The organism is Sellimonas caecigallum, assembly GCF_019754295.1.
Classification (GTDB): Bacteria; Bacillota; Clostridia; order Lachnospirales; family Lachnospiraceae; genus Sellimonas; species Sellimonas caecigallum.
Genome location: NZ_VIRV01000009.1, coordinates 44,076 through 58,646, shown reverse-complemented (window position 1 = coordinate 58,646; position 14,571 = coordinate 44,076). Strand labels below are relative to the sequence as shown.

General features: G+C 45.1%; 12 protein-coding genes. All 12 read left to right on the top strand.

Going from position 1 to position 14,571, the window contains the following annotated elements:
- The first annotated feature begins 75 nt into the window (after positions 1–75).
- The 12 genes from FLB61_RS07670 to FLB61_RS07615 all read left to right on the top strand — a co-directional run bounded on the left by FLB61_RS07670 (position 76) and on the right by FLB61_RS07615 (position 14,548).
- The gene (locus FLB61_RS07670; protein WP_087210638.1) at positions 76–1,221 is read left to right on the top strand and encodes a YkvI family membrane protein; all 1,146 of its coding nucleotides are present in this window, start codon (positions 76–78) and stop codon (positions 1,219–1,221) included.
- Between the two features lie 215 nt (positions 1,222–1,436).
- Entirely contained in the window at positions 1,437–2,678 is a 1,242-nt protein-coding gene (locus FLB61_RS07665) for a threonine/serine exporter family protein (RefSeq protein WP_087201392.1), read from the top strand.
- Between the two features lie 88 nt (positions 2,679–2,766).
- Positions 2,767–3,780 (top strand): phosphate acyltransferase PlsX, encoded by a 1,014-nt coding sequence (plsX, locus tag FLB61_RS07660; RefSeq protein WP_246599161.1) that lies wholly within the window; start codon positions 2,767–2,769, stop codon positions 3,778–3,780.
- 24 nt (positions 3,781–3,804) lie between these two features.
- Entirely contained in the window at positions 3,805–4,038 is a 234-nt protein-coding gene (acpP, locus tag FLB61_RS07655; protein ID WP_087201390.1) for an acyl carrier protein, read from the top strand.
- Between the two features lie 53 nt (positions 4,039–4,091).
- A complete protein-coding gene (rnc, locus tag FLB61_RS07650; RefSeq protein WP_221919803.1) occupies positions 4,092–4,775 on the top strand; it encodes a ribonuclease III in 684 nt (227 codons plus the stop codon).
- A 10-nt stretch (positions 4,776–4,785) separates the two neighbouring features.
- Entirely contained in the window at positions 4,786–8,343 is a 3,558-nt protein-coding gene (gene smc / locus FLB61_RS07645) for a chromosome segregation protein SMC (RefSeq protein WP_221919802.1), read from the top strand.
- An 18-nt stretch (positions 8,344–8,361) separates the two neighbouring features.
- Positions 8,362–9,312, top strand: a complete 951-nt coding sequence (ftsY, locus tag FLB61_RS07640) for a signal recognition particle-docking protein FtsY (protein WP_087201384.1) — start codon at positions 8,362–8,364, stop codon at positions 9,310–9,312.
- A gap of 39 nt (positions 9,313–9,351) precedes the next feature.
- On the top strand, positions 9,352–10,566 hold the full coding sequence (ilvA, locus tag FLB61_RS07635; protein ID WP_087201382.1) for a threonine ammonia-lyase: 1,215 nt from the start codon (positions 9,352–9,354) through the stop codon (positions 10,564–10,566).
- A gap of 27 nt (positions 10,567–10,593) precedes the next feature.
- Complete coding sequence (locus FLB61_RS07630; protein ID WP_158096515.1) at positions 10,594–11,106, top strand: DUF1653 domain-containing protein; 513 nt, start codon at positions 10,594–10,596, stop codon at positions 11,104–11,106.
- Between the two features lie 146 nt (positions 11,107–11,252).
- Positions 11,253–12,641 carry a 2-isopropylmalate synthase gene (locus tag FLB61_RS07625; RefSeq protein WP_087201380.1) on the top strand — a complete coding sequence of 463 codons (1,389 nt, stop codon included), beginning with the start codon at positions 11,253–11,255 and terminating at the stop codon, positions 12,639–12,641.
- Positions 12,642–12,663: 22 nt separating this feature from the next.
- The gene (locus FLB61_RS07620) at positions 12,664–13,320 is read left to right on the top strand and encodes a GntR family transcriptional regulator (protein WP_221919801.1); all 657 of its coding nucleotides are present in this window, start codon (positions 12,664–12,666) and stop codon (positions 13,318–13,320) included.
- Positions 13,321–13,339: 19 nt separating this feature from the next.
- Positions 13,340–14,548 carry an NADP-dependent isocitrate dehydrogenase gene (locus FLB61_RS07615; protein ID WP_221919821.1) on the top strand — a complete coding sequence of 403 codons (1,209 nt, stop codon included), beginning with the start codon at positions 13,340–13,342 and terminating at the stop codon, positions 14,546–14,548.
- Positions 14,549–14,571: the final 23 nt, after the last annotated feature.

The window sequence follows — 14,571 nt, the reverse complement described above, 5'->3', positions numbered from 1 at the left end:
AGTAATTTGCGGGTACGGTGCATTTCGTACTGTGCCCGCTTTTCCATTATTATATGAAGGATAGGAGGGGACTCTATGGGCAAAGAAAACGGAGCGGTCAGCTGGAAAAGAGTTTTGATTCTGGCTGGAGCGGTCATCGCATTTACGATCGGGTCAGGATTTGCAACCGGACAGGAAATCATTCAGTATTTCACAGCGTATGGTTGGCAGTCGCTTCTGGTAATCCTTGTTTTTGCAGTTGCGTTTTTGTACTATAATTTCAATTTTGCAAAAGCAGGAGCAGAGGAAAAATTCGAACACGGCAATGATGTGTATAGATATTATTGTGGAAAATATATAGGAACATTTTACGATTACTATTCCACCATTTTCTGCTACATGTCATTCTGGGTTATGATCGGGGGAGCTGCATCCACATTGAATCAGGAATACGGACTTCCGACATGGGCAGGAGCGGTTATTCTTACAGTTCTGACAGTTATCACAGTAGTGGGAGGATTAAATTCCCTTGTTGATGCAATTGGTGTAGTAGGTCCAATCATTGTTGTCCTTTGTATCTTCATTGGCCTTGTGACCTGCATTCGTGACGGGGCCGATATCGGAGCTGGTCTGGAAGTCATCCGGACAGGAGCATATGCAGGAGCGGCAGAAGGCGAAACGATCAAAAATGCCGGAGCAAACTGGCTGATTTCCGGTCTGTCCTACGCAGGATTTGTCCTTCTGTGGTTTGCAAGTTTTACAGCGGCTCTTGGATCTAAAAATAAAAAGAAGGATCTCAATTATGGTATCATAGGTGGTACATTGGCGGTATGTATTGCAATAGCTTTGATTTCTTTCGGACAGATTGCGAATATCAATACACCTCTGGAGGATGGAAGCGCATATGTGTGGAATGCTGATATCCCGAACCTGATTCTTGCCATGAAGATTTGGAAACCATTCTCTGCAATCTTTGCGATTGTAGTATTTGCCGGAATCTATACAACGGCAGTTCCGCTGCTTTATAACCCGGCATCCCGATTTGCAAAAGAAGGAACGCCAAAGTTTAAGATTTTGACGGTTGTCCTTGCAGTGATCGGTCTTATCGTCGGACTATTCCTCCCGTTCAGAACACTCGTAAATGTGATCTACGTTTTGAATGGCTATGTGGGAGCGATTCTGATCATCTTCATGATAAAGAAAAATATATCAGATTTTCTTGCTAAGAAGAAAAAGGCATAACAAAGCATAATATATGAAAAGAAAGACAGCAATCAGATACGGTTGCTGTTTTTTTTGAAGACTGAAAAGATTGCGGAATCAGCAAGTTTGAGACGTCATTGTCGGTATATAGATAAAAGCTGGAAAAAATATAGAAAAAAACAGGTGCCTTTTTTTGAAAATGATGTTATGATTCTCTTGGGGAAGACACAAAAGAAATGGAGTGAGATGTGTTTATGAATTACAACACGATTGTTGAAGAAATCTTGGACATTGGCGAAGAAATGTTAAAGAGCGGCGCCGAGAATTTTCGGATTGAAGAGGCACTTTACCGAATGCTCAAAAGTTACGGATTTACAAGATACGATGCTTTTGTCATACCGAGCAATATCCAGGTTACTGCAAAGACGCCGGACGGAGAATTTATCACACAGATCCGGCATATCGAGACGTCGGAAAATGATTTTGACCGCTTAGATTATCTGAATAATTTATCAAGGTATGTCTGTGCTAACACACCGGATGAAGATACACTCAGGGAAAAATACATGGAAGTCATGCATCGAAAGCCGCAGCATCCTGCAGCAAGATATTTTGCCGGTATCATGGGAGGGGCAGGATTTGCTGTCTTTTTTGGATCAAATTTCGAAGATGCGATTGTGGCGGTTATCGTCTCTTTGATGATTGTCATTGTGGGGAAATGGCTAAGCAAAAGGGAAGGAAATTTGATGATCTACAATCTGATTCTTGCGTTTTTGTCGGAAGTCATCATCATTGGAGCTGTGAAATGTGGAATTGGTCTGCATCCGGATCGAATCATGATAGGGATTGTGATGCTTCTGATCAGTGGTCTTGGAACGACAAACGGAATCAGGGAACTGATTCAGAGAGATTTTATATCCGGTTCTATCAATATTATGAATTCTTTCTTGGGAGCGGCAGGGATTGCGCTTGGCATTGCGCTTGCCATGATGATTTTTGACAGAACGCCTATGGAAGCGTTTATGCTGGCTCCGGGGATTCCTTTGCAGTTAATTTCCTGTACCATTGCATGTACCGGTTTTGCCATGTGGTTCCAGGTGCGGGGAAGACAGGTCTTTTATTCCAGCGTTGGGGCTTTTATTACATGGGGGATCTATGCACTTGTGTATGAGATTCGGCCGAGCAATTTCCTGGCTACGCTGATAGCGGCAGTTTTTGTTGGATTTTATGCATACATCATGGCACGTATCAATAAGGCACCGTCCACAATTTTCCTGACAGCGTCGGTGTTTCCGCTCATACCGGGGCCGAATCTTTACTATCTTTTATACGGCTGCGTAAGCAACGATATGGATTTGGCAGTAAGTGAAGGAATCCTTTTGTTTACGACCTGCCTTGCAATTGCGTTTGGCTTCAATATTGTGGATGTCGTGTCCAGAAGTATTACGAATGCGCTGAGAAAAAGAAATCAGAATCATGTCGGAGGAGACTTCTGATAAAGACATCTCGCAGAAAAAAAGAAAAACATTGATTTTTACAGCAATGTCTAGTAGAATTGTTTTTAGAATGCTAGGAGGTAGAAGCATGGCAGAATTTACGAAGGTGGCACTGGACGCCATGGGAGGAGATAACGCTCCTGTAGAGATTGTCAAAGGTGCTGTGGACGCAGTGAACAAGCGTAAGGATATCAGAGTGGCTCTTGTGGGAAAAGAGGAAATCATAAAGAAAGAGCTTCAGCAATATACTTACGACAAAGAGCAGATTGAGATTGTCAATGCTGATGAGGTAATCGAAACCGCAGAGCCGCCGGTCAACGCGATCCGGAAGAAAAAAAATTCATCTATCGTTGTAGCTATGGGAATGGTTAAGCGCGGCGAGGCGGATGCCTTCGTGTCGGCGGGAAGTTCAGGTGCTGTTCTCGTAGGAGGTCAGGTTCTAATCGGCAGGATCAAAGGTGTGGAGCGTCCGCCGCTGGCCCCGCTTTTACCGACGAAAAAAGGATTCTCTTTGTTGATCGACTGCGGGGCAAATGTAGATGCCCGGCCATCCCACCTGGTGCAGTTCGCAAAGATGGGATCGATCTACATGGAACATGTAATGGGAATCAAAAATCCGAAAGTTGCGATCGTAAATATCGGAGCGGAAGAGGAAAAGGGAAATGCACTGGTAAAAGAAACGTTTCCGCTTTTGAAAGAGTGCAAGGATATCAATTTTACAGGAAGCATCGAGGCAAGAAATATACCATATGGAGATGCGGATGTCATTGTATGTGAAGCGTTTGCCGGAAATATCATACTGAAGCTGTTTGAAGGCGTAGGCGGAGTGCTGATGGAGAAGATCAAAGAAGGATTGATGCAGGATTTGCGGACAAAGATAGGCGCCCTTTTGATCAAGCCGGCTCTCAAAAAGACAATGAAGGGATTTGATGCAAGCGAGTATGGCGGAGCCCCTCTTCTTGGTTTGAATGGGCTTGTTGTGAAGACGCATGGAAGTTCCAAGGCAAAGGAAGTTTGCAATTCCATCATTCAGTGCGTAACTTTTAAAGAACAGAGAATCAATGAAAAAATCAAAGAATGCATTCAAAAAGAGGAAGAATAAAACAGTTAAGGAAGGTATGTGACTATGGAATTTGAAAAATTGCAGGGAATTATTGCAGATGTATTAAACGTGGATACAGCAGATATCACGATGGACACGACATTTGTAGATGATCTGGGAGCAGATTCTTTGGACATTTTCCAGATTATCATGGGAATTGAAGAAGAATTTGACATTGAGATCGATAACGAAGATGCAGAAAAGATCGCTACTGTCGGAGATGCGGTAGAGCAGATCAGAAATGCGACAAATAATTAAGAAAATAGATACGGAAAAGCCCGTCAGGGCTTTTTCGTGTTAATGGGGGATTTATGAGAAAATTGAAAGATCTGGAAAAGAGAATAGGATACCAGTTCAAGGACAAATCACTCCTGGAACATGCGGTGCGGCACAGCTCCTATGTCAATGAAAAGCATATGAAAAAATACGAATGTAACGAGCGGCTGGAATTTCTCGGCGACGCAGTGCTGGAACTTGTATCCAGTGAATATCTGTTTTTTACATACCGGACGATGCCGGAAGGAGAACTCACGAAAAAGCGTGCCAGTATGGTATGTGAGCCGTCTCTTGCTTTTTGTGCCAGAGATATTGAGCTTGGGGAATATCTCCGGCTTGGAAAAGGGGAAGAGGCTACCGGGGGAAGAAAGCGGGATTCCGTGACATCTGACGCGATGGAAGCCCTGATCGGGGCAATCTATCTGGATGGTGGTTTTGCTAGTGCGAAAGAGTTTATACACCGTTTTATCCTAAACGATCTGGAGGACAAGCAGCTCTTTTTTGATAGCAAGACTATCTTACAGGAAATGGTGCAGGCTTCCTCCGATGCAGGGGTTGTCTACGAGCTTTTGCAGGAAGAAGGTCCCGACCACAACAAGACATTCCGAACTGGAGTAAGAATAGGCGGGGAAATTTTTGGAATGGGAGAGGGACGGACAAAGAAGGCTTCCGAGCAGCAGGCGGCATATCAGGCGATCCTGAAATTACAAGGAAAATAGCAGGTGGTATATGTATCTAAAAAGTATTGAAGTGCAGGGATTTAAATCATTTGCAAACAAAATCTTATTTCAGTTTCATAATGGGATTACCGGAATTGTAGGGCCAAACGGAAGCGGGAAGAGTAATGTAGCAGATGCGGTAAGATGGGTGCTCGGAGAACAGCGGGCAAAGCAGCTGCGAGGCGGCAATATGCAGGATGTCATTTTCTCCGGGACAGAGAACCGAAAGCCCTTAAGCTACGCGTCAGTTGCCATTACACTTGACAATTCTGACCATCAGCTGCCGGTGGATTTTTCGGAGGTAACGGTCACAAGAAAGATCTATCGTTCCGGCGAGTCGGAGTATCTTCTCAATGGAAGTGCATGCCGTCTGAAAGATATCAACGAACTTTTTTACGATACCGGTATTGGAAAAGAGGGGTATTCGATCATCGGACAGGGACAGATAGATAAGATCCTGAGCGGAAAGCCAGAGGAAAGAAGAGAGCTCTTCGATGAGGCTGCGGGGATCGTCAAGTTCAAACGGAGGAAAAATGCATCTCTGAAAAAGCTGGACGAAGAACAGCAGAATCTTGTTCGCGTGACGGACATCCTTTCTGAGCTGGAAAAACAGTACGGCCCGTTAAAAAAGCAGTCGGAGACGGCAAGAGAATACCTGAGGCTGCGGGAAGAACTGAAAAAGCAGGATATTAATGTATTTTTGATGGAGACAGAAAAGATACAAAAGGAATCCCAAAGGGTACAGGAGGATTTGAAAGGGGCTGAAGAAGAGCTTTCCGGTGCAAAGAAACAGTACGAGGACATGAAAGAGGAATATGCGGAAGTGGAGACTCGTTCTGACGCCATCGAGGCGGAGACTGAGAAAACAAGAAGACAGCTCAATGAGACTGTGCTTTTGAAACAGCAGTTGGAGAACAGTATCGCGCTTCTTAAGGAACAGATTCGAAGTATCCGTTCAAGCGACGAGCACTATGTTCAGAGAAGAAAAACCGTGTCCGAGGAACTGGAAAATCGTAAGGGTGAACTGCGGAATCTGGAAGAGGAGAAAGAAAATCTTCATTTGGAAGTAAAGCGCAGGGAAAAAATGGAAAATGCTGAGAAAGAAAAGCTCAGAGCACTTCAGGAAGAGATGGCCCGAATCAGTTTTTCCATTGAAGAAAAGAAAGAGGAGATCATAAAACTCCTGTCTGGCCGGGCGTCCACAAAAGCGCAGATCCAGCATTTTGACACCCTGCAGGAGCAGATCCGGGTACAGAAGGCTGAGCTTGCAAAAGAGCTGCTTGGGATCTCACAGAAGGTGGAGGTGTACCGGGCAGAGTATGAGAAATACAAAGCAGAGCTTCAGGAAGCATCGGAAAAGATTCGCGGATATCAGGAAACCATCAGCGGATATGAAGCAGAGATTGTAAGACTTCAGACAGAGATCACACAGGGAAACGAAAAACTTCAGATTGGACAGGCCGCATATCACAGGGAGGAGTCCAGGCTGGAATCTCTGAAAAATATTACCGAGCGCTATGACGGATATGGAAACAGTATCCGAAGAGTGATGGAACAGAAAAAGAGGGAGGCCGGGATCCTTGGTGTCGTGGCGGATATCATTTCTGTTGATGCAAAATATGAGATTGCGGTGGAGACAGCGCTTGGCGGAAGTATACAGAATATCGTGACAGTGGATGAAGAGACTGCTAAGCGGATGATCGGCTATCTGAAAAAAAATAAGTTCGGACGGGCGACATTTCTGCCACTGACAAGCGTAAAATCAAGCCCGTTTTCCAGGCCGGAGGTGCTGGAGGAAGAAGGGGTTATCGGTCTTGCCCACACTCTTGTGAAAACGGAAAAGAAGTTTGAAGAGCTGGCAGGGAACTTGCTTGGTCGCACAGTTGTAGTGGACAATATTGATACGGGAATTCGGCTGGCAAGGAAATACCGACAGTCCATAAGAATGGTCACACCGGAAGGGGAGCTTTTGAATCCCGGAGGATCCATGACAGGAGGTGCATTTAAGAATGCCGGAAACCTCCTTGGAAGACGCAGAGAAATAGAAGAGCTTGAAAAGACAGTTCAGCTTCTCAAAAAAGACATGGATGAGATGGAAACCACCGTTGAGGAAGCTAAAAAGAAGAGAGCGGCATTCTATGGGAAGATGGATGATTTAAAAGCTGAGCTCCAAGAAGTTTTCGTCATCCAGAACACAGCAAAAATGAACCTGAATCAGGTACAGGAACATCAGCGCGGGATCGTAGAAAAGAAGGCAGCACTGATCAGAGAAAACGAAGAGCTGGATGCAAAGATCCGGGAAATGAAAGAAAACCGGGAATCCATAGAGATTGAACTGGGGACGTCAGAAGAGCTTGAGAGAAAACTTGGAGACCGTGCAGAAGAAGAACAGATCCTCTTAGAGCAGAAAAAGAAAGAAGAGGAGAAACTGCATCAGATGGCCGAAGAGGCACATCTTGCATTTGCGGAGCTCGGACAAAAAGAAGTATTCCTTCAGGAAAATGAAGAACGTATCAAAAGAGAGTGTTCAAAACTCATGGAAGAAATGGATGAGCTGGACAGAAGCCGCGGAAGTACGAAAGATACCATTGAGGAGAAAGAAAGACAGATCGTACAGACGGAACAGAAGATCAGAGATGCCGGGGAACTTATAGATGAAATCCAGCAGCTTACGCAAACCTATCAGAAGGAGAGGGAAGAGCTGGCGGTCAAACTCAGGACATTTTTGAAAAAACGAGACGACATGTCGGCTCATATTTCGGATCTTGACAAAGAATGTTTCCGGCTGTCTGGAAAAAAAGAAACTCTTGAAGAAACGATGGAAAAGCATCAGAATTATATGTGGGAGGAATATGAAATTACCTACAATCATGCTCTTTCCTACCGGGATGAGAGTTTAACCGATCTGGCTTCCATGAAAAGAGAAGCCCAGAGGATCAAAGGAGAAATCAAAGGGCTTGGAAATGTCAATGTCAATGCCATTGAAGATTTCCGGAATCTGGAAGATCGGTACGAATTTCTGAAAGGCCAGTATGAGGATCTCGTGGAGGCAGAGGCTACTTTAAAACAGATTATCCAGGAGCTGGATGCCGCCATGAGAAAGCAGTTCGAAGAACAGTTTGCTCGTATCTGCAAAGAGTTCGATTCTGTGTTCCGGCAGCTTTTTGGCGGCGGAAAAGGGACACTGGAACTTTTGGAGGAGGAAGATATCCTGGAAGCTGGAATTAGGATCATCGCTCAGCCTCCGGGCAAAAAACTTCAGAATATGATGCAGCTTTCAGGAGGCGAGAAAGCGCTGACCGCCATCGCATTGCTTTTTGCAATACAAAATCTGAAACCGTCTCCATTCTGTCTTCTGGATGAGATCGAAGCAGCACTTGATGATTCCAACGTGACGAGATTTGCCCAGTATCTGCATAAGCTTACGAAAAACACGCAGTTTATTGTCATTACTCACCGTAGAGGGACGATGACAGCGGCAGATCGGCTATATGGGATCACAATGCAGGAAAAAGGGGTTTCGACGCTGGTGTCCGTGGATCTTTTGGAGCATCAGCTTGATAAATAGAAAATGGAGGAAAAAAGTATGGCAGAGGAAAAGAAAGGATTCTTTCGAAGGCTTGTTTCAGGGCTTACGAAGACAAGAAAAAATATTGTATCCGGGCTAGACAGTTTATTTGGCGGATTTTCCCGGATCGACGAAGAGTTCTATGAAGAGCTGGAAGAGATTCTTATTATGGGGGATCTTGGAGTCAAAGCGACTTACTCGATCCTTGATGATCTGAGACAGAAAGTAAAAGAAAACCATATCAAAGAGCCGATGGACTGCAAGCAGCTTTTGATCGATAGTATCAAAGAGCAGATGCAGATCGGCGAGACCGCCTATGAGTTTGAAAACCGGACATCGGTTGTTCTTGTGATCGGAGTAAACGGAGTCGGAAAGACAACGACGATTGGAAAACTTGCCGGAAAACTCAGAAGCGAAGGGAAAAAAGTCGTGATCGCGGCAGCTGACACTTTCCGGGCGGCAGCCGGAGAACAGTTAAAAGAATGGGCAGATCGCGCCAATGCAGAGTTTATCGGAGGCCAGGAAGGATCTGATCCAGCGGCTGTCGTCTACGATGCAGTTGCGGCGGCAAAAGCCAGGAAGGCGGATGTCATGCTGTGTGATACGGCAGGACGTCTTCACAATAAGAAAAATCTCATGGAGGAACTAAAGAAGATCAACCGTGTCATTGAGAGAGAGTACCCGGATGCATACAGGGAGACGCTTGTCGTATTGGACGGGACGACTGGACAGAATGCTCTTGCACAGGCAAAACAGTTCATGGAAGCGGCCCAGATCACGGGGATTGTCCTTACAAAAATGGACGGCACTGCAAAAGGGGGAATCGCAGTTGCCATCCAGGCGGAACTCGGAATTCCGGTAAAATATATTGGTGTTGGGGAAAGCATCGAAGATCTGCAGAAATTCAATTCGGATGATTTTGTAAATGCACTGTTTACAGACGATGCAAAAGAGGATGAAGAGAACTAAGTGAAACACATGACAGAGTGAGGAAAGAAGGAATCAGCTATGATGACATTGGAGAAATTTGAAGAAGCGAGCGAACTCGTAAAGAAAGTGACAAACCCGACCAAACTTGTTTACAGCGAATATTTGAGCGAGGAGACCGGGGGCAAAATCTTTTTAAAGCCGGAAAACATGCAGCATACCGGTGCTTACAAAATCCGGGGAGCATACTATAAGATCAGCACGCTTACAGAGGAAGAGAAGAAAAAAGGACTGATCACAGCGTCGGCCGGAAATCATGCGCAGGGTGTAGCGTACGCGGCAAGAGAGTTCGGATGTAAGGCGACGATCGTCATGCCTACGATTACTCCGCTGATCAAAGTAAACCGCACAAAAAATCTCGGGGCGGATGTGGTGCTTCACGGAGACGTTTATGACGATGCCTGCAGCAAAGCATATGAACTTGCCAAAGAACATGGATATACATTTGTGCATCCTTTTGACGATCTGGATGTGGCAACCGGACAAGGAACGATTGCGATGGAAATCGTACAGGAACTCCCTACTGTGGATTACATCATTGTGCCGATCGGTGGAGGCGGACTGGCAGCAGGGGTATCCACGCTCGCCAAAATGCTGAATCCGAAAATCAAGGTAATCGGTGTGGAGCCATCGGAAGCGGCAAGCATGAAGGCGGCCTTAAAAGCAGGAGAACCGGTAGAGCTTCCAAGTGCCAATACGATCGCAGATGGTACAGCTGTCAAAAAAGTTGGAACACAAACATTTGAATATGTGAAGGAAAATGTGGATCAGATTTTGACAGTGGACGACGATGAACTCATCGGAGCATTCCTTGATATGGTAGAAAATCACAAGATGGTTGTAGAAAATTCTGGTCTTCTCTCTGTGGCGGCATTAAAACAGATGAAACTAAAAGGGAAAAAGGCAGTCTGTATCCTGAGCGGAGGAAATATGGACGTCATTACAATGGCATCTATCGTGCAGCATGGCCTGATCCAGAGAGATCGGATCTTCTCCGTATCGGTGCTTCTTCCGGATAAACCGGGCGAGCTTGTGAGAGTGGCGAAGACCATTGCGGATGCCCAGGGAAACGTCATCAAGCTGGAACATAACCAGTTTGTAAGTACAAACCGGAATGCGGCGGTGGAACTTCGTATCACGATGGAGGCCTTCGGTACGGAACATAAGCAGGAAATTTTGTCAGCGCTGGAAGAAAAAGGGTTCCGTCCGAAACTGATCGGGGCAAAGCTGTACTAATCATTGTTTGAAAAAGGAGGATTCACTTTGGGACGAGAGATACCGGAGAAAGGGCAGTACTACCGGCATTTTGAAGGAGAGATATACCGGATTCTGGCGGTGGCAAGACATACGGAGACGCTGGAAGAGCTTGTCATCTATGAGGGAATGTACGGGGATCATCCCGTTTATGCAAAACCCCTCCCAATGTTTATGAGTAAGGCAGAGCCAGGGAAATTTCCGGAATCATCCCAGGAATATTTGTTTGAGAAGATTGCGGAACCAAATGAAGGATGTCCGTTTCAGCCAGATCGAAAGGAAGGAAAAAGCCATGAGGATGACGAGAAGAGCGTGCAGCTTCTTCTGGCTTTTCTGGAATTGGGGAAAAATGAAGAGAAGCTTGCTTTTCTCCAGCGGCATCGGTCAGAATTGGATGATCAGCTTCTGGAATCCATTGCCCAAAGCCTTGATTTTACAGAAAAAAGCGGAGATCTTTATTTTCGGATACTCGATATTGAGAAATATCTCCAGACATTGATTAAGTACGAAAGAAGAAGATAGGATCCTGGTTCGGGAGACGAAAAAATAAAAGAGGAAAATGATCTGTTGATTCGGCGGAACATTTTCCTCTTTTATTACGTTAAAGTATTGACATAGGTTGTATAATTGTATACAATTATACAAAATTGCAAAGAAGGAGAATTGAAATGGAAAATAGAAGAGTCTACATGAATTATCACAACAATCTGCTTCAGCTGGAAGAACATATGTATCCGCTTGTGGATGTGGATACACCGAATGTTTTCCGGAATCTGTTTCCATATGACGAGATACCGAAGATTGCCTTTAACGATCGTATTGTTCCGCACTGTATGCCGGATGATATCTGGATTACGGATACGACATTCCGCGACGGACAGCAGTCCAGGGCGCCATACACAACGGAACAGATCGTGACGATCTACGATTATTTTCACAGGTTGGGTGGACCAAAGGGAAAGATCCGTCAGAGCGAATTCTTCCTTTACAGCAAAAAAGACAGGGATGCCGTCTACAAATGTCTTGAAAGAGGATATGATTTCCCGGAAGTGACAAGCTGGATCCGCGCCAGCAAAAAAGATTTTGAGCTTGTAAAAGATATCGGTTTGAAAGAGACGGGAATCCTCGTAAGCTGTTCCGATTATCACATTTTTTATAAACTGAAGATGACGAGACGGGAAGCGATGGAGCACTATCTCTCTGTAATCCGCCAGTGCCTGGAGATCGGGGTAAGCCCGCGCTGCCACCTGGAAGATATTACGAGATCCGATATTTACGGATTTGTGATTCCATTTTGTCTGGAACTAATGAATCTGATGGCAGAGTATCATATCCCGATCAAAGTGAGAGTGTGTGATACGATGGGATATGGCGTCAATTATCCAGGAGCTGTTATTCCAAGGTCTGTCCCGGGGATTATCTATGGGATTATGATCCATGCCGGTGTCCCGAGCGAACTTATCGAATTTCACGGGCACAATGATTTTTACAAGGCGGTCAGCAATGCCACGACGGCCTGGCTTTATGGGGCGTGCGGGGTAAACTGTTCATTGTTTGGAATTGGAGAACGAACAGGAAACACTCCTCTGGAAGCAATGATATTTGAGTATGCACAGCTTCGAGGGACGTTGGATGGTATGGATACGACTGTTATCACGGAGCTGGCAGAGTACTACGAGAAGGAAATTGGATACCATATCCCGGAACACACACCGTTTGTCGGGAAAAATTTCAATGTGACAAGAGCTGGGATCCATGCCGACGGACTTTTGAAAAATGAAGAGATCTATAATATTTTTGACACCGGCAAATTCCTGAACCGACCGGCTGTCGTTTCTGTGTCTAACACTTCCGGGATTGCCGGAATCGCACACTGGATCAATACATATTATAAACTCCCGAAAGAGAGAAATGTGGGGAAAGATTCCCTGCTTGTACAAGAAGTAAAGAAATGGGTAGACATGCAGTACGAAGAGGGAAGAGTTACAGTTATGACAGATGCAGAAATGGTGCGGAAGATCACAGAACTTTGTCACGAAATGCAGATCATTCTTTAAATGAGAGGTAAAGAGAGGTATAATGGAGACATATCAGGATTATTCATTGAGCGGAAAAGTATTCCGGACACTGAGGGATGGAATTTTAACCGGAAAGTATAAAGAAGGCGACGAACTTCGGGAAGTGACTATAGGAAAAGAGCTTGGGGTAAGCCGGACACCGGTAAGGGAAGCACTCAGACAGCTGGAGCTTGAAGGCCTTGTGACCATTGTCCCCAATAAAGGGACTTATGTAAATGGGATTTCCGCGGAAGACGTGAGGGATATCTATATGATCCGCATCAGGCTGGAAGGTCTGGCAGCGCGGCTTGCCGCAAAGCGGGTTTCCCAGGAGCAGATAGACGAGATGGAGGAAATGCTGCTTTTGTCAGAATTTTATAGAAAAAAAGGGATGACAGAACAGCTTGCACAGCTTGACGGCAAATTCCATGTGATATTATATGAAGCGTGCGGAAGCAGGATGCTAAAGCATCTTCTGACAGACTTCCATCGTTACGTAGAGATGGCGAGAAAACGTTCGATTCGTACAGAGAACCGAGCTGAGAAATCCATCGGGGAACATATGAAAATTCTGGAAGCAATGAAACAACGCGATGAAGACCAGGCAGAGAAGCTGATGGAAGAACATATCAGGCACGTAGTACAGCACCTTCGTCTGGATGAAATCGGAAATGAATAGAAAGAGAGGGATACCACGTATGGAAAAAATCAAGATGCAGATACCTATCGTAGAGATGGATGGGGATGAAATGACAAGGATTCTCTGGGCGATGATCAAAGATCATCTGATCCTTCCTTTTGTGGATCTGAAGACAGAGTATTACGACCTGGGACTTGAACACAGAAACGAGACTGACGACCAGGTAACTGTCGACAGCGCGATGGCCACAAAGAAATATAAAGTGGCTGTCAAATGTGCAACAATCACACCAAATGCAGCCAGAATGGAAGAGTATGATCTGAAAGAAATGTGGAAGAGTCCGAATGGAACGATTCGTGCTATTTTGGATGGAACCGTATTTCGCGCTCCGATCGTTGTAAAGGGAATTGAACCATGCGTGAAAAACTGGAAAAAGCCGATCACCATTGCAAGACATGCATATGGGGACGTCTACAAAGGGACAGAAATGAAGGTGTCCGGAAAAGGAAAGGCAGAACTTGTATTTACTGCTGAGGACGGGACCGAGACAAGAGAACTGATCCATCAGTTTGAGGGAGACGGCATTATTCAAGGGATGCATAACTTGAGTGGTTCTATCGCAAGCTTTGCGAGAAGCTGTTTTGCTTATGCTCTGGACACAAAGCAGGATCTCTGGTTTGCCACAAAAGATACGATTTCGAAAAAATACGATCACACTTTTAAAGATATTTTCCAGGAGATTTTTGACGCGGAATACAAAAAACAGTTTGAGAAAGCAGGGATTACTTATTTCTATACGCTGATCGACGATGCCGTAGCACGTGTCATGAAATCGGAAGGCGGATATATATGGGCTTGTAAAAATTATGATGGAGATGTGATGAGCGATATGATTTCCTCCGCTTTCGGCTCTCTGGCTATGATGACATCTGTCCTCGTATCTCCAGACGGATACTATGAATATGAGGCTGCCCACGGAACGGTGCAGAGACATTATTATAAACATCTGAAAGGCGAAGAGACATCCACAAACTCTGTGGCAACAATTTTTGCCTGGAGCGGAGCGCTTAGAAAGCGTGGAGAATTGGATGGAAACAAGGAACTTCAGGATTTTGCCGACTGCCTGGAAAAAGCCACCATTGAGACAATCGAAGGAGGTCAAATGACAAAAGATCTGGCGCTTATCACGACAATAGAAAACCCAATGGTATTGAACAGTGAGGGATTCATAAAAGCTGTTGCGGAAAGAATTAGCAAAAATTTCTGATAAATAATCAAGAATATACCGAT

Excerpts from the sequence above, each read along its gene's own strand:
- FLB61_RS07670 (WP_087210638.1), top strand. The coding sequence starts at position 76 with ATGGGCAAAGAAAACGGAGCGGTCAGCTGGAAAAGAGTTTTGATTCTG.
- FLB61_RS07665 (WP_087201392.1), top strand. The coding sequence starts at position 1,437 with ATGAATTACAACACGATTGTTGAAGAAATCTTGGACATTGGCGAAGAA.
- plsX (WP_246599161.1), top strand. The coding sequence starts at position 2,767 with ATGGCAGAATTTACGAAGGTGGCACTGGACGCCATGGGAGGAGATAAC.
- acpP (WP_087201390.1), top strand. The coding sequence starts at position 3,805 with ATGGAATTTGAAAAATTGCAGGGAATTATTGCAGATGTATTAAACGTG.
- rnc (WP_221919803.1), top strand. The coding sequence starts at position 4,092 with ATGAGAAAATTGAAAGATCTGGAAAAGAGAATAGGATACCAGTTCAAG.
- smc (WP_221919802.1), top strand. The coding sequence starts at position 4,786 with ATGTATCTAAAAAGTATTGAAGTGCAGGGATTTAAATCATTTGCAAAC.
- ftsY (WP_087201384.1), top strand. The coding sequence starts at position 8,362 with ATGGCAGAGGAAAAGAAAGGATTCTTTCGAAGGCTTGTTTCAGGGCTT.
- ilvA (WP_087201382.1), top strand. The coding sequence starts at position 9,352 with ATGATGACATTGGAGAAATTTGAAGAAGCGAGCGAACTCGTAAAGAAA.
- FLB61_RS07625 (WP_087201380.1), top strand. The coding sequence starts at position 11,253 with ATGGAAAATAGAAGAGTCTACATGAATTATCACAACAATCTGCTTCAG.
- FLB61_RS07620 (WP_221919801.1), top strand. The coding sequence starts at position 12,664 with ATGGAGACATATCAGGATTATTCATTGAGCGGAAAAGTATTCCGGACA.
- FLB61_RS07615 (WP_221919821.1), top strand. The coding sequence starts at position 13,340 with ATGGAAAAAATCAAGATGCAGATACCTATCGTAGAGATGGATGGGGAT.